Origin of the sequence: Friedmanniella luteola (genome assembly GCF_900105065.1) — a bacterium.
Lineage (GTDB): Bacteria > Actinomycetota > Actinomycetes > Propionibacteriales > Propionibacteriaceae > Microlunatus > Microlunatus luteolus.
Genome location: NZ_LT629749.1, coordinates 3,988,519 through 4,006,223, shown reverse-complemented (window position 1 = coordinate 4,006,223; position 17,705 = coordinate 3,988,519). Strand labels below are relative to the sequence as shown.

Annotated in this window: 18 protein-coding genes; 10 read left to right on the top strand and 8 right to left on the bottom strand. The window is 75.8% G+C overall.

Features of this window, described 5'->3' with window-relative positions:
- Positions 1 to 21: 21 nt before the first annotated feature.
- From BLT72_RS18780 to BLT72_RS18770, 3 genes are read left to right on the top strand one after another with little or no spacing between them, the layout of a single operon-like run.
- On the top strand, positions 22 to 1,071 hold the full coding sequence (locus BLT72_RS18780; protein ID WP_091414788.1) for a zinc-dependent alcohol dehydrogenase family protein: 1,050 nt from the start codon (positions 22 to 24) through the stop codon (positions 1,069 to 1,071).
- Between the two features lie 14 nt (positions 1,072 to 1,085).
- Positions 1,086 to 1,847, top strand: coding sequence for an SDR family NAD(P)-dependent oxidoreductase (locus tag BLT72_RS18775; RefSeq protein WP_091414787.1), 762 nt, complete (start codon positions 1,086 to 1,088; stop codon positions 1,845 to 1,847).
- Positions 1,848 to 1,849: 2 nt separating this feature from the next.
- Entirely contained in the window at positions 1,850 to 2,599 is a 750-nt protein-coding gene (locus BLT72_RS18770) for an SDR family NAD(P)-dependent oxidoreductase (RefSeq protein WP_197677091.1), read from the top strand.
- On the opposite strand, the gene BLT72_RS18765 is transcribed toward BLT72_RS18770, so the two are convergent.
- Complete coding sequence (locus tag BLT72_RS18765; protein WP_172826117.1) at positions 2,539 to 4,896, bottom strand: ATP-binding protein; 2,358 nt, start codon at positions 4,894 to 4,896, stop codon at positions 2,539 to 2,541. The genes BLT72_RS18770 and BLT72_RS18765 overlap by 61 nt on opposite strands.
- Positions 4,897 to 5,058: 162 nt before the next feature.
- Between BLT72_RS18765 and BLT72_RS18760 the strand changes: the two genes are divergently transcribed.
- The 4 genes from BLT72_RS18760 (at position 5,059) to BLT72_RS18745 (ending at position 8,030) form a co-directional block, all read left to right on the top strand.
- Positions 5,059 to 5,688 (top strand): HD domain-containing protein, encoded by a 630-nt coding sequence (locus tag BLT72_RS18760; protein WP_091414783.1) that lies wholly within the window; start codon positions 5,059 to 5,061, stop codon positions 5,686 to 5,688.
- Positions 5,689 to 5,764: 76 nt separating this feature from the next.
- The gene (locus tag BLT72_RS18755; protein WP_091414782.1) at positions 5,765 to 6,586 is read left to right on the top strand and encodes an alpha/beta fold hydrolase; all 822 of its coding nucleotides are present in this window, start codon (positions 5,765 to 5,767) and stop codon (positions 6,584 to 6,586) included.
- 94 nt (positions 6,587 to 6,680) lie between these two features.
- The gene (locus BLT72_RS18750) at positions 6,681 to 7,421 is read left to right on the top strand and encodes a GAF domain-containing protein (RefSeq protein ID WP_091414781.1); all 741 of its coding nucleotides are present in this window, start codon (positions 6,681 to 6,683) and stop codon (positions 7,419 to 7,421) included.
- A 132-nt stretch (positions 7,422 to 7,553) separates the two neighbouring features.
- The gene (locus BLT72_RS18745) at positions 7,554 to 8,030 is read left to right on the top strand and encodes a DUF4383 domain-containing protein (protein ID WP_091414779.1); all 477 of its coding nucleotides are present in this window, start codon (positions 7,554 to 7,556) and stop codon (positions 8,028 to 8,030) included.
- A gap of 22 nt (positions 8,031 to 8,052) precedes the next feature.
- On the opposite strand, the gene BLT72_RS18740 is transcribed toward BLT72_RS18745, so the two are convergent.
- From BLT72_RS18740 to BLT72_RS18710, 7 genes are all read right to left on the bottom strand, one after another.
- Positions 8,053 to 8,766, bottom strand: coding sequence for a GAF and ANTAR domain-containing protein (locus BLT72_RS18740; protein ID WP_091414778.1), 714 nt, complete (start codon positions 8,764 to 8,766; stop codon positions 8,053 to 8,055).
- Positions 8,763 to 9,515 carry a GAF and ANTAR domain-containing protein gene (locus BLT72_RS18735; protein ID WP_091414777.1) on the bottom strand — a complete coding sequence of 251 codons (753 nt, stop codon included), beginning with the start codon at positions 9,513 to 9,515 and terminating at the stop codon, positions 8,763 to 8,765. Before BLT72_RS18735 ends, BLT72_RS18740 begins: the two co-directional genes overlap by 4 nt.
- A gap of 42 nt (positions 9,516 to 9,557) precedes the next feature.
- A complete protein-coding gene (locus BLT72_RS18730; RefSeq protein WP_091414776.1) occupies positions 9,558 to 10,661 on the bottom strand; it encodes a VIT1/CCC1 transporter family protein in 1,104 nt (367 codons plus the stop codon).
- Between the two features lie 160 nt (positions 10,662 to 10,821).
- Positions 10,822 to 11,376 (bottom strand): universal stress protein, encoded by a 555-nt coding sequence (locus BLT72_RS18725; protein ID WP_091414774.1) that lies wholly within the window; start codon positions 11,374 to 11,376, stop codon positions 10,822 to 10,824.
- A 10-nt stretch (positions 11,377 to 11,386) separates the two neighbouring features.
- Entirely contained in the window at positions 11,387 to 12,859 is a 1,473-nt protein-coding gene (locus BLT72_RS18720; protein WP_091414772.1) for an MFS transporter, read from the bottom strand.
- Positions 12,860 to 13,074: 215 nt separating this feature from the next.
- Complete coding sequence (locus tag BLT72_RS18715) at positions 13,075 to 13,956, bottom strand: dihydrodipicolinate synthase family protein (RefSeq protein ID WP_091414771.1); 882 nt, start codon at positions 13,954 to 13,956, stop codon at positions 13,075 to 13,077.
- Between the two features lie 49 nt (positions 13,957 to 14,005).
- A complete protein-coding gene (locus BLT72_RS18710) occupies positions 14,006 to 14,974 on the bottom strand; it encodes an aldo/keto reductase (RefSeq protein ID WP_091414769.1) in 969 nt (322 codons plus the stop codon).
- Between the two features lie 128 nt (positions 14,975 to 15,102).
- Here BLT72_RS18710 and BLT72_RS18705 point away from each other — a divergent pair, with 128 nt between their 5' ends.
- The 3 genes from BLT72_RS18705 to BLT72_RS18695 are packed head-to-tail and all read left to right on the top strand — an operon-like array spanning position 15,103 to position 17,653.
- Positions 15,103 to 16,092, top strand: a complete 990-nt coding sequence (locus BLT72_RS18705) for an iron-siderophore ABC transporter substrate-binding protein (protein ID WP_091414767.1) — start codon at positions 15,103 to 15,105, stop codon at positions 16,090 to 16,092.
- Positions 16,089 to 16,895 carry a siderophore-interacting protein gene (locus BLT72_RS18700; protein WP_091414766.1) on the top strand — a complete coding sequence of 269 codons (807 nt, stop codon included), beginning with the start codon at positions 16,089 to 16,091 and terminating at the stop codon, positions 16,893 to 16,895. The genes BLT72_RS18705 and BLT72_RS18700 overlap by 4 nt, the downstream gene beginning before the upstream one ends.
- A gap of 38 nt (positions 16,896 to 16,933) precedes the next feature.
- On the top strand, positions 16,934 to 17,653 hold the full coding sequence (locus BLT72_RS18695; protein WP_091414764.1) for a DUF2470 domain-containing protein: 720 nt from the start codon (positions 16,934 to 16,936) through the stop codon (positions 17,651 to 17,653).
- Positions 17,654 to 17,705: the final 52 nt, after the last annotated feature.

Below are 17,705 nucleotides of genomic sequence, written 5' to 3'. Positions count from 1 at the left end.
CCCACCGAAGGACGGTTCCCCGTGCTCGCCACGCTCATCCACGGCCCCCGCGACATCCGCGCCACCGAGGTCGCCGACCCCCGCGTCGAGAAGCCGACCGACGCCGTCGTCCGCGTCGTCGCCTCCTGCATCTGCGGTTCCGACCTCTGGCCCTACCGGGGGGTGCAGGAGACCAAGAAGACCCACCCGATCGGCCACGAGTTCGTCGGCGTCGTCGAGGAGGTCGGCGACGAGGTCCGTGACCTCCGCGTCGGGCAGTTCGTCATCGCCCCGTTCGTCGTCAGCGACGGCACCTGCGTCAACTGCCGCAACGGCGTCCAGACCTCCTGCCTGCACGGGGCCTCGTGGGGCGCCGACGACCAGGACGGGCTGGCCGTGCCCGGCGGGCAGAGCGCCCGCATCCGGGTGCCCTGGGCCGACGGCACCCTCGTCGGCACCGACGAGATGCCGCCGGACGCGCTGATCCCCTCGCTGCTGACGCTCTCGGACGTCATGAGCACCGGCCACCACGCCGCCGTCTCCGCCGGCGTCGGGCCCGGCAGGACCGTCGCCGTGGTCGGCGACGGCGCCGTCGGCCTGTGCGGGGTGCTGGCCGCCAAGCGACTGGGGGCCGAGCGTGTCGTGCTGTTCAGCCGGCACCCCGACCGGCAGGCCCTGGGCCGGGAGTTCGGCGCGGACACCGTCCTCGAGGAGCGCGGCGACGCCGGCGTCGAGGCCGTCCACGCCCTCTTCGACGGCGTCGGCCCCGACTGCGTGCTGGAGTGCGTCGGCACCAAGGAGTCGATGGACCAGGCGCTGCGCTCGGTCCGCCCGGGCGGGCACGTCGGCTACGTCGGCGTGCCCAGCGGCGGTGCCGAGCTGCCCATCCGGCTGATGTTCGGCGGCAACATCAACGTCGCCGGCGGCGTCGCTCCCGCGCGGGCCTACATCCCGGAGCTGCTGCCCGACGTCCTGTCCGGCGCCATCGACCCGGGCCGGGTGTTCGACCTGACCCTGCCGCTGGCGGAGGTGGCCGACGGGTACACGGCGATGGACGAGCGCCGGGCGATCAAGGTCCTGCTGCAGCCCTGACCGGGCCGATGATCATGGGATCTCCTGTCCTGGCAGGGCGGACGGCGCTGGTCACCGGCGCGGCGAGCGGCATCGGGGCCGCCGTCGCGCTGGCCTTCGCCGAGGCGGGCGCGTCGCTGGCCCTGGTGGACCGGGCCCAGGGTCCGGGGCTGGACGCCGTGCGGGACCGCTGCGCGGAGCACGGCGTGGACGTGGTCGCCGTCCGGGCCGACGTCGCCGTCGAGGACGACGTCCGCCGGATGTTCGGGGACGCCCGGGCCGCGCTGGGTCCGGTCGACACCCTGGTCAACAACGCGGGCATCCTCACCGAGAGCCCCGTGGCCACCATGCCGACGGCGCTGTTCGACGAGATGGTCGCGGTCAACCTGCGCAGCGTCTTCCTCTGCTGCCGGGAGGCCGTCGGCCCGATGGTCGACGCCGGGTTCGGCCGCGTCATCACCATCGCCTCCCAGGTGGGCCAGCGGGGCGGGGCGGGCCTGGCGCACTACGCGGCGGCCAAGGCCGGCGTCATCGGGTTCACCAAGTCCCTGGCCCGCGAGCTGGGGGGCAGCGGGGTGACGGCCAACTGCATCGCCCCCGGTCCCGTCGACACGCCGCTGGGTGGCGGCTCGCTGTCCCCGGCGTGGACGCAGAGCCTGATGGCCGGGCTGCCCCTCGGGCGGCAGGGGCGACCGGACGAGGTGGCGCCCACCGCCGTGCTGCTCGCCAGCGTCCCGGGCGGCAACCTCTACACCGGGCAGACGCTCGGTCCGAACAGCGGGGACGTGATGCTGTGAGCGTGCTGCTCGTCACCGGCGGCGCCAGCGGGATCGGCCGGGCGAGCGCGCTCCGGGCCGCGGCGGCCGGCTGGGCCGTCGCCGTCGGCACCTTCGCCGGCGACCCCTACGACGCCGCGGCCGTGGTCGCCGAGATCGAGGCCGGCGGCGGCCGCGCGCTCGCCGTCCCGGCCGACGTCCGGGACAGCGCCGAGCTGGTCGCCGCGGTCGGCGCGACGGTGGCGGAGCTCGGCGGCCTGGACGGCGTGCTGGCCAACGCCGGCGTCCTCAAGCGGGCGGCCCTCGTCGACGTCAGCGACGAGGACTGGCACCGGATCCTCGACATCGACCTCACCGGCGTGATGCGCACCGTCCGGGCGGCGGTCCCGGTGCTCGGCCCGGGAGGTTCGGTGGTCGTGGTCTCCAGCATCGCGGGCGCGGCGCTGGGCTGGGCCGGCCACACACCCTACTCCGCCGCCAAGGCGGGGCTGCTCGGGTTCGTGCGCAGCGCCGCCCTCGAGCTGGGCCCGCGCGGCGTGCGGGTGAACGCGGTGCTGCCGGGGGTCATCGAGTCGCCGCAGTCCCTCGACCCGGTGAACTCCGGCGGCGCGCAGGGGCTGGTGGACTCCGCCCGCGCCATCCCGCTCGGCCGGGTCGGACAGCCCGACGACGTCGCGGACGTCGTCACGTTCCTGCTCTCCGACGCCGCCCGCTACGTCACCGGGCAGGCGCTGACCGTCGACGGCGGGCTGACAGCGGTCTGGCCCAGCTGAGCCGACCCGGCGACGGGCCGGGCCGGTGACGGCGGCGGGGGAGCAGGTTCGTCGGCCAGCAGCCGTTCGGCCTCGGCCACCCGCTCGGGACTGCCGACGTCGGTGAACAGGGCGTGCGCCCGGAGCAGCTCGGAGCGGCCGCCCTCGACGTCACCGGCGGCGGGCAGCACCCGGCCGAGCGCCAGCCGCAGCAGTCCCTCGACCCAGCGGCTGATCGCGTCCGCCGGTTGGGCGAGCGCCGCGCGGTAGGCGGCCGCCGCCACCGCCGGTCGGCCGGCCTGCTCGTGCAGCCGGCCCAGCAGCCGGTGCACCTGGACGGCGGTGGAGGTGGCCACGGGGTCCGCGGGCGCCTGCCCGGGATCGGTCAGCGCGACCAGCAGCTCCTGCGCCGCCGCCGCGGCGGCGGCGGGCCGTCCGAGGTCGAGCAGGGCGGTGGCGGCCAGCAGCCGGGCCTGGCTGGCCCCCTCGCGGTCCCCGGCTGCGGCGAACAGCGGCCCGGCCTCGGTCACCCGGGCCAGCACGGCGGCCGGGTCCGCCAGCCGGGACGCGGCGAAGGCGGCGTAGGTCAGGGCCCAGCCGGCCTGGCCGTCGTCGCCGGTCCGCCGGGCCAGGGCCGCGGCCTCGGCCGACGTCGTGAGGCTGAGCTCGTGCCGGCCCAGGCACACCGACTGCGCCCAGGCCAGGTAGTTCAGGTGCACGACCTCCAGGTGCGGGTCGCCCAGGCCGCGGGCCGCGACCAGCGACAGGGTGAAGACCTCGTCCCAGTGCCCCCAGAACACCCAGCGGTCGGAGAACCAGTGCATGGCCTCGGCGACCTCGACGACCCGCGCGTGGTCGCCCGCCGCGGCCGCGGTGCGCAGGGCCGGGAGCCAGTTGACGCCCTCGGACTCCAGCCAGCCCTGCGCCGCGGTGGCGTCGGGGAGCGGGGCCCGGGGGTCCGGTCGGGGTGGGGCGGCCGCCCAGGACGGCTCGAACCAGCGCCCTGCGTCGACGGCGGTGCGGAGCAGCCAGGCGGTGAGCCGGCTCCCGGCGTCGGCCCGCTCGACGGCGGACGTCTCGGCCTGCAGCCGGACGCGGGCGTACAGGTGCAGCAGGTCGTGGAAGCCGTACCGGTCCGCCGCCACCGGGTGCAGCAGGCCCAGCTCCAGCAGCTCGTCGAGGACGGGCTCGACCGTGCCGAGGTCCAGGTCGGTGACGGCGGCGGCGACGCCTGCCGAGAAGTCGGGGCCGGGCACGAGGGCCAGCAGCCGGAACGTCTGCCGGGCCTGCGGTGACAGCTGGTCGTAGGAGGTCATGAAGGCGCCCTCGACGCCCAGGTCGCCCGCGGTCAGCCGCTGCAGCCGGGAGTCCTCGTCGGCGAGCCGGCGGGCGAAGGTCGCCGCCGTCCAGCCGGGCCGGCTCCGCAGCCGGTTCCCCGCGATCCGCAGCGCCAGCGGCATCCCGCCGCAGAGCCGGGCCACCTCCGCCAGGGCGGCCAGCTCGTCCGACCCCGGCCGGGGACCGGCGATGCCGGCCAGCAGCGCGCCGGCGTCGACCGGCTCCAGCGAGCCGAGGACGAGCCGCTCCGCGTGCTCGACGCCCGTCAACGCCCGCCGGCTGGTGACCAGGGCGAAGCTGGCACCCGAGGTGGGCAGCAGGGCCCGCACCTGCGCCTCGTAGGCGGCGTTGTCGAGGACGAGGAGGACGGCCCGGTCGGCGACCGTCCGCTGGAACAGCTGCGCCTTCTCCTCCGCGCTGACCGGGATGCGGCGTTCCGGCACGCCGAGGCCGCGCAGCAGACGGACGAGGGCCTGCTCCGGGCTGACCGGGTCGGGGTCGAGCCCGCGGAGGCCGAGGAACAACCGCCCGTCGGGGAACCGGCCGGCCAGCCGGTGCGCGGCGTGCACGGCGAAGCTGGTCTTGCCCTGGCCGGCGGTGCCGGACACCACGACGACGTGCGGGTGGCCGAGGTCGTCGCGACCCTCGAGCAGGGCGGCCACCGTCGCCAGCTCCCGGGCCCGGCCGGTGAAGTCGGGCACGTCCGGCGGCAGCCCGTCCAGCGGCGCGGGGACGGCACCCGACCGTGGGCGCCCCGCGGCCGCCGCCGCGCTGAGGCGGTCGCGCTCCTCGGCGCCCAGGTGGAGGGCGTCGGCCAGGGCCTCCACCGTGCGGGCCTGCGGGCCGAGGCTGCGGCCGCGCTCCAGGTTGCTGAGGGCCCGGTCGCTGACGCCCGACCGCTCGGCCAGCTCCTCCAGGGTCCAGCCGCGGGTCCGGCGCAGCCGGCGCAGCAGGGGGCCCAGCTCGTCGACCTGCCCCACCCGACCTCCGACCCATCGTCCGACCGGCACGCAGCCCCGGGGGGAGCTAGTTGTGCGTGCCGTTGTTCCTGGTGGCGACATGCGAACCGGCGTTGGATCGGCACCAGGGCCCGCCGACGGGGCCCCGCCGGCCATTCTGGCGCGAACCGGGGGAGGACGCACGTGGAGTGGATCGCCGGCGTGCGGCTGCCGGACGCGCCGGTCGCGGCGGCGGCCGACGCCCTGGTGCGCGGCACCGGCGACGCGGCGCTGTTCCACCACGGTCGCCGGGTCTTCGTGCTGGGCACGCTGCGGGGGCGACGGCACGGCCAGGTGGCCGACCCGGAGCTGCTGTACGTGGCCGCCCTGGTGCACGCCCTCGGCCTGGTGCCCGCCCACCGCACCCCCGGCCGGCGCTTCGAGCTGGACGGCGCGGACCTGGCGGCCCGGCTGCTGCTGGACGCCGGCCGGGGCCACGCCGACGTGCGCACCGGGTGGCTGGCGGTCGCCCTGCACACGACGCCCGAGGTGCCGGCGGGGCTCGAGCCCGAGGTCGCGCTCGTCGCCGCCGGGGTCGACGCCGACCTGTGGGGTGACGGCCTGGCCGACGTCGAGCCCGAGCTGCTGCGCGCTCTCCTCACCGCCCACCCCCGGCGCGACTTCGGTGAGCGGTACGCCGCCCTGCTCGTCGCCGGGGTGCGGGACCGGCCGCCGACGCGCACCTCCACGCTGGCCGACGACGTGCTGACCGACCCGTCGCGCCCCCGGCCGGACCCGCTGGCCGCCCTGACCCGCCCGGCCTGGCCGGCGTGAACGACCCCCGCGGCAGTGCCGCCGCACCACCCGTCCCGGGGACCGTCCCCGGGGCACCTGCACGAGGAGGACCTCCATGCCCCACATCACCACCGCCGACGGCGCCCAGATCTTCTACAAGGACTGGGGCTCGGGCCAGCCGGTGCTGTTCAGCCACGGGTGGCCGCTGAACGGCGACGCCTGGGACGTCGAGATGAAGCTCGTCGCCGACCACGGCTTCCGCGCCATCGCCCACGACCGCCGCGGCCACGGGCGCTCGTCCCAGACCTGGTCGGGCCACGACATGGACACCTACGCCGCGGACCTGGCCGCCCTGGTCGAGGCGCTGGACCTGCGCGACCTCGTCCTCGTCGGTCACTCCACCGGCGGCGGCGAGGTCGTCCGCTACGCGGCCCGGCACGGCGGCGACCGGGTGGCCAAGGTCGTCACCGCCGGCGCCGTCCCGCCCGTCATGGTGAAGTCGGACAGCAACCCCGAGGGCACGCCCCTCGAGGTCTTCGACGGCATCCGGGCCGGGGTGCTGGCCGACCGCTCGGGCTTCTACCAGGAGCTCTCGGCCGCGTTCTTCGGCACCAACCGGGAGGGCTCGACCATCTCCCAGGGCCAGCGGGACCAGTTCTGGCGCCAGGGCATGCAGGTCGGCCTCGCCGCGGCGTACGACTGCGTCAAGGCCTTCTCCGAGACCGACTTCACCAGCGACCTGCAGGCGCTGACGGTGCCCACCTTCATCGCGCACGGTGACGACGACCAGATCGTGCCGATCGCGGCGGCGGCGCTCAAGTCGGCCGACCTGGTGCCGGACGCGACGCTCAAGGTCTACCCGGGCGCCCCGCACGGCATCGCCGGCCCCTACCAGGCGGCCTTCGACGCCGACCTGCTGGCGTTCATCCGCGGCTGACCGGTCCCGCCCGGCCCGGTGAGCGCGTTTTGCCCCCACCGGGCCGGGTATCCCTCCCCGTCAGTGCCGGACGACGACGTGAGGAGCAGGACCCATGGATATCGCCGAGCGGTACCGGGCCGCGGTGGTCGCGGCCTTCGACGCCTCCCGGGACGACGGGGAGCTGCTGCCGAAGCTGCTGTCCGAGGCCTGCGTGGCGGTGCTGCCCGTCCAGGGGGCGGGCATCAGCGTCCTCCAGGACCTGCGCGTCCCGCTGGGTGCCAGCGACCCGATGGCCGCCCTGGCCGAGCGGCTGCAGACGACCCTGGGCGAGGGTCCGTGCCTCGACGCGGTCAAGACCCCGCTGCCGCTGGCGGTCGGGGAGGACGCCATCCAGGAGCGGTGGCCCGTCTTCGGCGCCGAGTTCCTCACCCGGACCCCCTACCGCTCGGTCGCCTCGCTGCCGTTGATCCCGCCGCGCGGGACCCAGCGGCTCGGGGCCATGGACCTCTACCTGACCGCACCCGAGCCGATGGGCACCCGGCTGCTGTTCGAGCTGGCCGCCAGCGTCGCCAACCCGGTGGCGGCCGTCCTCGCCGGATCGCCGGTGGGCGAGGACGCGGCCGGCATCACCATGCCGGTGTGGTTGAACAGCGACCTCGTGCACGCCCGGATGGAGGTGTGGGCGGCGGTGGGCGTCGTGCTGGTCGCCACGCCGATGGAGAACGCCGACGCCCTCGCCCTGCTGCGTGCCTACGCCTACGGGCACGGCACCAGCCTCGACGACGTGGCGTCCCGGCTGACCAGCGGCGCCCTCGAGGTGGGCGAGATCGTCGAGGCGGCCGCGCTGGGCTGAGCCCGCTGCAGGGCCCGGGCGCCCGCCCGCGGCCGGTCTGCGGCGTCCGCCGGTGCGGTCCGGCCGGTCCTGGGTAGGGGAGCAGGCGACGCGCCGCACGAGCGGGGCGACGCCGTGCACCGGAGGGACCCCATGAGCCACACCGTCGACGACCAGCAGCAGGGCCGGTCCGCCGTCCAGAAGGGCGCCGTGGTGGTGGGGGTCGTGTTCCTGCTGGTGGGCGTGCTCGGCTTCGTCCCCGGGGTGACCACCGACTACAGCCGGCTCGCGCTCGCCGGCCACCACTCCGAGGCCCAGCTGCTCGGGCTGTTCCAGGTGTCGGTGCTGCACAACGTGCTGCACCTGGGCTTCGGCGTCGCCGGGCTCCTGCTGGCGCGGACCGCGCTGCGCGCCCGCAACTACCTGCTCTACGGCGGCTTCGTCTACGCCCTGCTGTTCTTCTACGGCGTGGTGGTGGACTACGAGTCGAAGGCGAACCTCGTGCCGCTCGACGACGCCGACAACGTGCTGCACTTCGTGCTGGCCGCCGGCATGATCGCCCTCTCGGTCCTGCTGGACCGCGGGCCGGGCTGGGAGCGCGTGGTCCGGCAGGGCCGGGCGCAGGTCTGAGCGGCCCCGGGCCGGCCCGCGCCTACCCCCCGAGGTCGCGGTCCCGGCGGCTGGCGTCGGCCACGATGCGCGCGGCCACCTCCGTCAGCGGCCGGTCCTGGTCCGACGCCGCCCGCACCAGCAGGGCGTAGGCCGCCGGGGTGTCGACCCCCCAGTCGTAGGCGAGGACGCCCTTGGCCTGCTCGACCACCACCCGGCTCTCCAGGGCCTGCAGCACCAGCTGCTCGACGCTGCTGGTGGACTGCTCGGCGGGCCGCGCCAGCGCGAGGGACGCCATGGTCGCGAAGGTGGCGCCGGTCTCCTCGGCGTCCGGGTCCAGCGGCCGGTCCTCGGCGTGGAGGACGGTCAGCGCTCCGAGGACGTCGTCGTGCCAGAAGACGGGGAAGGCCTCCAGCCGGCAGAAGCCGGCGTCCAGCACCGCCACGCCGATGCCGTTCCACCGCTCGCCCAGCTCGTGCGCGCCGGCCACCACCACGCGGCCGGTCCGGACGGCCTGCACGCACGGCCCCCAGCGCTGCTGACGCTGGTAGAGGTCGAGCTCGGCCGGCCGGTGCGAGGTGCTCGCCACCAGCTCCAGGGTGTTGTCGGGGCGCCGCACCAGCAGGCCGGCCGCCTGGCCACCGAGCAGGGCGGCGGCGTCGACCAGCAGGGCGACGACGTTGCCCAGGACGTCGGTCCGGCCCGCCAGCCGCCGCGCCGCGTCCGCGTAGGCCTCGGCGAGCGTCTGCGCGGTCACCGCTCCTCCCGGCCGTCCGGGCGCTCCGCCGGCCGCTCGGCGTCGCCTCCCTTGAAGTCGAGGCGGCGCTCCACCACCTCGCCGGCGATCTGGCCCAGCGAGGCCTGGTGGGCGTAGGCGTGGGCGCGGAGCAGGGCGAGGGCGTCGTCGGGTCGCATCCGCAGCTGCGCCATCACCATCCCGACCGCCTGGTTGATGCGCGCCCGGTCCACCCAGGACCCGGCCTGCTGCTGCAGCACGTCGTCCTCGGCGTCGGTCTGGGTCAGCGCCACCCCGACCGCGTCGACGAGCAGCCGGACGGTGGGCCCCGGCAGCGGCAGGCTGGTGTCGACGCGGCGGCGGTAGAAGGTCGCGACGCCGATCGGCCGGTCGCCGGGGCTGATGGGCACGGCGACGACGGTGCACGGACCGCCCAGCGCCTGCTGCACGGCCGCGGTGAACAGCGGCCACCGGGGGTCCGGCTCGCCGTCGACGGTGACCGCGACCATCCGGTTCTCCCGGGCGGCGGCGTAGCTGGGCCCCTCGCCGAGGATCTCCTGCAGGTCCTCGACCTGCGCGGCGCGCTCGTCGGTGACGCAGAGCGTCGTGCGTCCCGGGTCCTCGTAGGCGAGCGTCACCGCACCGCCCTGGAGACCGAGGATGGAGGTGCAGGCGGCGCAGAGCCGCAGCGACAGCGGGGCGTCGGGCTCGGCGGCGGCCACCACCCGGGCGAGCTGCTGCAGCACGTGCGCCTGGTCCGGCTCGTCCATGGCCACCTCCTGGGCCCACCCTGCCACGTCGCTGCCGCGACGTCAGACCGCGCCGGTCCCCAGCAGCAGACCGAGCAGGTAGGTGACGGCGGCGGCGCCGTAGCCGATCGCCAGCTGCCGCAGCCCGCGCCGGAGCGGGGGCGCCCCGGACAGCAGGCCGACGGCGGCCCCCGTGGCCAGCAGGGCCGCCCCCACCAGCACCGACGCGACGACGACGGCGGTCAGCCCGGTCAGCCCCACGAGGTAGGGCAGCACGGGGATGACGGCGCCGGAGGCGAAGAAGCAGAAGCTCGACAGGGCGGCGCCCAGGCCGGTGCCGATGGCCTCGTGCTCGTCCACCTCGGCGAGGGCGGGTGCGTCGGCGACGTCGGGGACGGGCCGGCCGAGCACCTCGGCGGCGTGCGCCTCGGCCTCCTCCGGACCCATCCCGCGCGCGCGGTAGACCAGGGCCAGCTCGTTGCCGTCGAGGTCGAGGTGGGGGAGCGCCGTGCCGGCCTGGGGGTCGGGCGTGGACGCCTCCAGCAGCTCGCGCTGCGAGCGGACCGACACGTACTCCCCGGCCCCCATCGAGAGCGCCCCGGCCAGCAGGCCCGCCAGACCGGTGAGGAGCACGACGCTCGTGGCGACGCCGCTCGCGCTCACCCCCAGCACCAGGGACAGGTTGCTGACCAGCCCGTCGTTGGCGCCGAAGACGGCCGCCCGGAAGGTACCGGAGAGCCGGTTCCGGCCGCGGGCGGCCAGCCCTCGGACGACCTCCTCGTGGATCCGCTCGTCGGCGGCCATCGCCGCGGTCGCGTCGTCGTCGGCGTCGTAGGGGGAGCGGGCCTCCGCGCGCTGGGCGAGGGCGAGGACGAACACCGAACCGAAGCGGCGGGCCAGGAAGCCCAGCACCTGCGTCCGCACGTCGGGTCGCCGCGGCCGGCCGGCCCGGTCGCCGAGCAGGGTCTGCCAGTGCGCCTCGTGCCGGCCCTCCGCCTCCGCCAGGGCCAGCAGGATCTCCCGCTCCTCGCCGGACCGGTGGGTGGCCAGGTCGCGGTAGACGGCCGCCTCGGCGCGCTCGTCGGCGAGGTACTGGCGCCAGCGCCGGACGTCGGCGGCGGTCGGCGCCGCGGAGGTCTGCGGTCCCGGACGGGCTCCTGGGGTCACCGGATCGCCTCCTCAGGTGCTCGGTCGGGCCGACGGCTCCTCCGTCTCGGCCCGCAGCAGCGTAGTCGGGTCACGGCCGTCGACCCAGCTCGCCGCCGGCGGCCTCCTCGCCGAGGGGGGTGACCCCGCCGGGACCGACCGGTCCCGGCGGGGCAGCGGCTCAGGGCCCGGTCGGACGCCGGTAGCCCGGCCGGCCCGCCGTGCCGGCCGCGGTGACGACACTGCGGCCGACGGCGCTGGCCAGCCGGTTGAACGCCGACGGCGGCTCGCCCGAGACGCGCGGCGGCATGACCACCACCGGGCACGACGCCGCGTAGACCAGCCGGTGGGCGAACATCGGCCCGGCCAGCAGCTGCCGCGGGGCGTCGATCACCAGCAGGTCCGCGCCCGCCGCGGCCTTCACCAGCACGCCGTACTTGCCGCCCCGCACGAGCCGCAGCTCCACGTCGTGGTCGGCGCCCAGGGCGGCCGCCACGTCCTCGGCGAGGGCGGCCTGCGCGGCCTGCTCGACGTCCTGCTCCCGGGAGATCCGCCCCGCCGGCGTCCCCGACGGGGTGGCCTGCGGGTTGGGCATCCGCCAGGCGCGGACCGCGACCACCCGGCCGCCGTTCTGCCGGGCCTGGGCCTCCGCCCAGGCCAGCGCCGTCGGTGACTTCGACGTCGCGCTGACGCCGACGACGACGGTGTAGGGGTGCTCTGCCTGCTGCTCGCTCATCACCGGCCCCCTACACCGGCAGCTTGGTGAGCTGGTTGCCGTGCTCGTCGTAGCTGCTCAGCGGCGGCGCGATGTCCTCGAGGGCCTTGCCCTCGGCGTCGACGCCGAACTTGAAGGCCACCAGCCCGCCGAAGAGCATGATCACCGACGCCATCACGTAGCCCCAGAACAGCGGCCCCCGGTCGGTGCCCTCACCGATCAGCGCACCGAAGATCACCGGGCCGAGCGCGCCGAAGAGCTGCGCGATCGAGAAGAAGTAGGAGATCGCCTGCCCGCGGACCTCCAGCGGGAAGATCTCCGAGACCGTCAGGTAGCCCGCCGACGCCCCGGCCGAGGCGAAGAAGAACGAGAGGCACCACAGGGCGGTGTGGGTGCCCGCGCTCAGCACGTCGGCCTGGAAGAGCAGCGCCGACAGGAACAGCACCACGGCGGCGAACGTGTAGCAGCCGCCGATCATCTTCCGCCGGCCGACGGTGTCGAAGAACCGGCCCAGGATCAGCGGGCCCAGCAGGTTGCCGACGGCGAACGGGAAGAAGTAGAGCGCGGCGCTCGACGGCGTCTTGTCGTAGAAGTTCTGCAGCACCAGCGAGTAGGTGAAGAAGATCGCGTTGTAGAGGAAGGACTGCGTGATCATCAGCGTCAGGCCGAGGAACGTGCGCTTCGGGTAGAGCTTGAAGAACACGTAGCGCAGCTGCTTGGGCGTGACGCCCTCGTGGGCCTTGATCCACCAGCCCTCGGACTGGTCGATGTGCGGCAGCTGCTTGCCCTGGGCCTGCACGTCGGCCTCGATGTCCGCGACGATCTTCTCGGCCGCCTCGCCCTGGCCGTGCGTCACCATCCAGCGCGGGCTCTCGGGGATGTGCCGGCGGAGGTAGATGATGATCAGGCCCAGCACCGGGCCGATGAAGAAGGCGATCCGCCAGCCCAGGTCCTGGTCGAAGCGGTCGGTGTCCAGCAGGTAGAAGCTGCCGAGGGCTCCCAGCATCGCGCCGAACCAGTAGGTGCCATTGATCGCGAGGTCCACCCGACCGCGGTACTTGCCGGGGATCAGCTCGTCGATCGCGGAGTTGATCGCGGAGTACTCACCGCCGATGCCCATCCCGGCGACGAACCGGAAGATGTAGAGGAACCAGACCTCGGTGGAGAGGCCGGCCACGCCGGAGCCGATCAGGTAGACCAGCAGGGTGATGATGAACAGCTTCTTGCGGCCCAGGGTGTCGGTCAGGCGCCCGAAGATGAGGGCGCCGCTGACCTGCCCGAGCAGGTAGATCGTCGAGGACAGCCCGACCTGCGTCGAGCTCATCCCCAGGGTCTCGGCGTAGCCCGCCGAGGCCACCAGCTGGACCTCCAGGCCGTCGAGGATCCAGGCGGTCCCCAGCCCGAAGATGACCAGCCAGTGGAACCGTGACCAGGGCATCCGGTCCATCCGCACCGGGATCAGGCTCCTGACCGGCTTCTCCTCGTCCACCGTCGTCGGTGACATCGTGGTCGTCCCTCCCGCTCGGTCCGACTCCTGCCAGCGAGGCCCCCGATGCGCGGGCCGTCCCCGCTCCCGGAGCCGGAACTTCCATGTTCGAGCGATCAATCTAGGACCTGGCCCCGGCCCGGTGCAGGGGGGTCGGCCCGGCGTGCCGGCGACCCGGTGGCCGGCGGGGACCAGGTGCCGACGGGGACGCCGGGACGGGTGGGGCCAGCGGGTCAGGAGGGCTGGCCGGCGGTCGCCTCGTCGACGCGCCGCAGCAGACCGGCGATCGCCTCCCGGCTGCCGATCGGCAGGACGGGACCGGGCATCCGGGACCGCCACGGGTGACCGGACTGGAGGCCCAGCGCGAGGTGCAGGCCGGGCAGGGTGGCCACGGTCGCGATGGCCTCGTGGAGGAGGTGCTGCAGGCCGGCGGTCTCGGAGCCGTCCCGGACCGCCGCCCGGAGCCGGGCGAACAAGGTCGGGAACGCTGCGGGGGCGGCCGACACGATGCCCTGCCCGCCCGTGACGAGCGCCTGCGGCAGCACGGTGTCCTCGGCCGACCACAACCGCTGCCCGGGCCGCAGCACAGCGGCGTAGGCGGGGGCCTGGGCGGCGGCGGTGCCGCCGATGCTGAGGCCACCCACCCCCTCGACCGCCGCCAGCCGGGCGGCGGTGCCCGGGGTGACGGTGACCCCGGTGCGCTCGGGCTGGAGCGCGACGACCAGCTCACCCTCCTCGATGGCGCCGGCCACGCTGGTGTACCAGTCCAGCACCGCCGCGCCGTCGACGGGCAGGAAGTAGGGGGTCAGGCAGACGAAGCGCCGGAGCCCGATGCCGGCGGCGGCCTCGGCGAGGTGCCGCACCTGGGCGAGGCCGGGGGCCCCGATGTGGCCGAGCACCCGCTCGGGGCCGAGGGCGTCCAGGGCCAGGTCGAACAGCAGCAGGCGCTCGTCGTCGGTGAGGGCCGGGAACTCCCCGGCCGAGCCGGCGACCAGGACCGCGTCGACGGACGGCTCGAGGTCGCGCAGCAGCTCGCGCACCGCCTGGCTGTCCAGCCGGCCGTCGGCGCCGAACGCGGTCGGGACCGAGGCGACGAGGGTCTCGGCGGACGTCATGGGTTCACGCTAGGGGGTCGCGCCCACCAGGCTCCGTCGGCGGGGCGGGTCAGCCCGCCACCCGCTCCCGCAGCCCGTCGACGAGGGTGCGCCCCAGCGGGGCCGGCTGGAAGGCCAGCGCCGCCGCCGTGAGGGCGTCGACGGCGTCGGCGCCCAGCTCGAGGTCGGCGGCCGCGACGTTGGACTCGAGCTGCTCGACGCTCGACGCGCCCGGGATGACGACCACCCGGGGCTGCGCGAGGAGCCAGGCCAGGGCCACCTGGGCGGGTCGCGCGTCGACGGTCGCCGCGACGTCGCGGAGCAGGTCCAGCAGCGGGGCGACCCGGCGCAGGTTCTCGGTGCCGAACAGCGGGTTGGCCGCCCGCACGCCACCGGGTCGGTGGTCCGGGCCGTACCGCCCGCCCAGCAGCCCCTGCGCCAGCGGGCTGTAGGCCATGACGATCCGGTCCTCGCGCTCGGCGAAGGGCACCAGGTCGGTGAGCGGCCCCGGTTGCGCGAGGGAGAACTGGACCTGGTTGCTGACCACCGGCCGGCCCAGCGCCGCGTCGGCGCGCTGCCAGCGGTGCAGGGAGTAGTTGGAGACGCCGACGGCACCGATCCGGTCCGCGTCCAGCAGCCGGCGGAGCGCGGGCATGGTCACCGTGTCCGGGACCACCGGGTTCGCCTGGTGCACCTGGTAGAGCGGGATGCGGTCCAGCTGCAGCCGGCGGGCGCTGCCGGCGGCCCGGCGGCGGACCACCGGGGCGAACGGCGCGAGCGGGAACAGCTTGCTGGCCACGACGACGGACCCCCGGCGCTCACCCAGGGCCTCGCCGAGGATGCGCTCGCTGCGGCCGAACCCGTAGACCTCGGCGGTGTCGAAGAGGGTGACGCCCAGCTCGAGGGCGCGGGCGACGATGTCGCGCGCGGCGCCGCCGGCGTACGCGGCGCCGTAGCCCCACTCGCGCGAGCCGAACTGCCAGGTCCCGAGGCCGACCCGGCTGACCGGGTCCAGACCGTCGACGGTGAGGTGCTCCATGCGTCCAGTGTGGTCGCCGTCGTCGGAGGGCCGGGGGGCCGGGGTCCCGGGGTCGATCTGGACGCGAGGGGCGACAGAGTGGCGGGGATGTGGTTAGGGTAGCCTCACCAAACTCTCGGAAGGTTGATGTGAAGCTCCTCGCCCCCGCGGCCGCCGCCCTGGCCCTGGCCCTCGCTCTCGCCGGCTGCGCCAACCCCGACAACGCCGAGCAGCCCGCGGCGGCGCCGTCCGCGAGCGGCAGCGCCTTCCCGGCGACCGTGGCCACCAAGTTCGGCGACGTGACCGTCGACGCCGCCCCCACCCGGGTGCTCGCCCTGGGCTGGGGTGACGCGGAGACCGCGCTCGCGCTCGGCGTCCAGCCGGTCGGGGCGTCGGACTGGCTGCAGTTCGGCGGCGAGGGCGTCGGCCCGTGGGCCAGCGGCCGCTACGACACCGCGCCGGAGATCATCGGCACGCTGGAGCCCTCCTACGAGGCGATCGCCGCGCTCGACCCCGACCTGATCCTCGACACCAAGAGCTCCGGGGACCAGAAGCGCTACGACCGGCTGTCGGCGATCGCGCCGACGGTCGGCGTGCCCGAGGGCGGGGACAGCTACCTGACCACGGGCGAGCAGCAGCTGACGATGGTGGCCACCGCGCTCGGCCGGACCGCCGAGGCGACGGCGCTGCAGGAGGGCCTGGACCGGGCGTTCGCCGACGCGCGGACGGCCCACCCCGACTGGGCGGGCAAGACGGTGACGGCCGCCACCAAGACCAGCGAGGGCTGGGGCGCCTACATCGAGGGCAGCGAGCGCGTGCAGTTTCTGCAGGACCTGGGCTTCGTGCAGAACCCGCAGATCGCCGCGCTGGACACCAGCGCGACCGGCTTCACCGTCTCCATCTCCACCGAGCAGCTGGACCTCGTCGACGCCGACCTCGTCGTCGCCTTCCCGATCTTCATCGACAGCTCCGAGCTGACCGGTGACCGGTTCTTCGAGCGGGTCCCCGCGGTGGCCGACGGCCGCTCGCTGGTGATCGACGGCGACCTGGCGTCGGCCTACTCGCTGGGCACGGTGCTCGCGCAGCAGTACGCGCTGGAGAACCTCGTGCCCCGCATCGACGAGACGCTCCGCCGATGAGCCGCACGGCCCGCCCGCACCACCCCCCGCTGCGGCTGGAGGTGCTCCGCAGCACGCCGATCTCGCCCAGCTTCCGCCGGGTCACCGTCGGGGGTCCGGCGCTGGCGGGGTTCGTGCCGCAGGGCTTCGACCAGTGGTTCCGGCTGTTCGTCCCACGGCCGGACCAGACCACCTTCCGGCTGCCCGCCAGCGGCACCGAGCTGTGGTACCCGCAGTGGCTGGCGCTGCCCCCGGGCGTCCGGCCGGAGTGCCGCAACTACACGGTCGCGGCCTTCCGCTCCGGGCCCGCCGAGCTGGACGTCGACTTCGTCGTGCACCGCGGCCCGGACGGCACCGTCGACGGCGTGGCCGCCGGCTGGGCGGAGGCGGCGCAGCCGGGCGACCCGCTGGGCCTGCTCGACCAGGGCCTGCTCTGGGACCCGCACCCCGACCACGACGGCGTCCTGCTGGTGGCGGACGAGACCGGGGTGCCGGGGATGGCCGGCGTCCTCGCCTCGCTGCCGGCCGACGCGCACGGCGACGCCGTCCTCGAGGTGCCGGAGGCCGACGACCGCCGCCCGCTGGTGCACCCGGAGGGGGTGCGGGTGACCTGGGTGGTCCGGTCCGCCAGCGCCCGCTCGACCGGGCTGCCCGGCGCCGCCGCCCTGGAGCACGTCCGCCGGGCACCCCTGCCGAGCCCGGGCGCCTACGCCCTCGCCGTCGGCGAGTCCGGGCTGGCGGCCGGGGTCCGCCGGCATCTGGTGGTCGGGGGCCACCCCAAGCAGCACATCCGGTTCAGCGGGTTCTACAAGCTGTCCGACTGACCACCGACGCCCGACGCCCGACCGACCGAGGAGACCGCATGGCCCGGACCCCCACCCCCACGCCGGCCGAGCTGGCCCGCACCGTGCTGGCGGTCGCCGGGCCGGCCGGCTGGCGCCTCGAGCCGTCCGGCGAGGTGCTGGTCGCGCCGTTCGTGGCCACCGGCGGCACGCCGCTGCTGCTCGTCGAGCGGGAGCGCACCGACGACCTGCTCGGCCGGCCCGCCGTCTCCGTCACCCTGGCACCGGGGCTCGGGCTGGCGACGGTCACCCTGGTCGGCCGGCCCCGTCCGCCGCGACCCCACGAGCTGGTGGGGGAGCTGCGGGCGTACCGCCACGACCACGCCGGCTGCGGCCCGGCCTGCGGCACGTCGGGGCTGCCCGTCGCGCTGGAGCTCGTCCGGGTGGCCGTGACCCGACCGGGGGAGCGCGACGCCGTCCCCGTGGCCGTGGCCGACCTGCAGGCGGCGCGGCCGCTGGAGGGCGTGCTGGCCGGCTACGACGTCGCCCGGCACCTGAACGCCGACCACACCACCGAGCTGCTCCGGCTCGCCGCCGACGTCACCGGCCGCGATCCGGGCGAGCTGGTCGCCGCCCAGGTGGCGGCGGTCAGCGCCGACGGGGTCCGGCTGACCCTGATCGACGCCGACGGCGTGAGCGAGCTCGACGTCGTCTTCGCCGCCCCCGCGCCGACCCCGGCCGCGCTGGGCCGCGAGCTGCACCGGCTGCTCGCCGACCCCTCGACGCACCCGCGCGACTGACGCCGCGAGTGCTGACTTCCCGTCGTCCGGGCGGCTCGGTGGCGACGGGAAG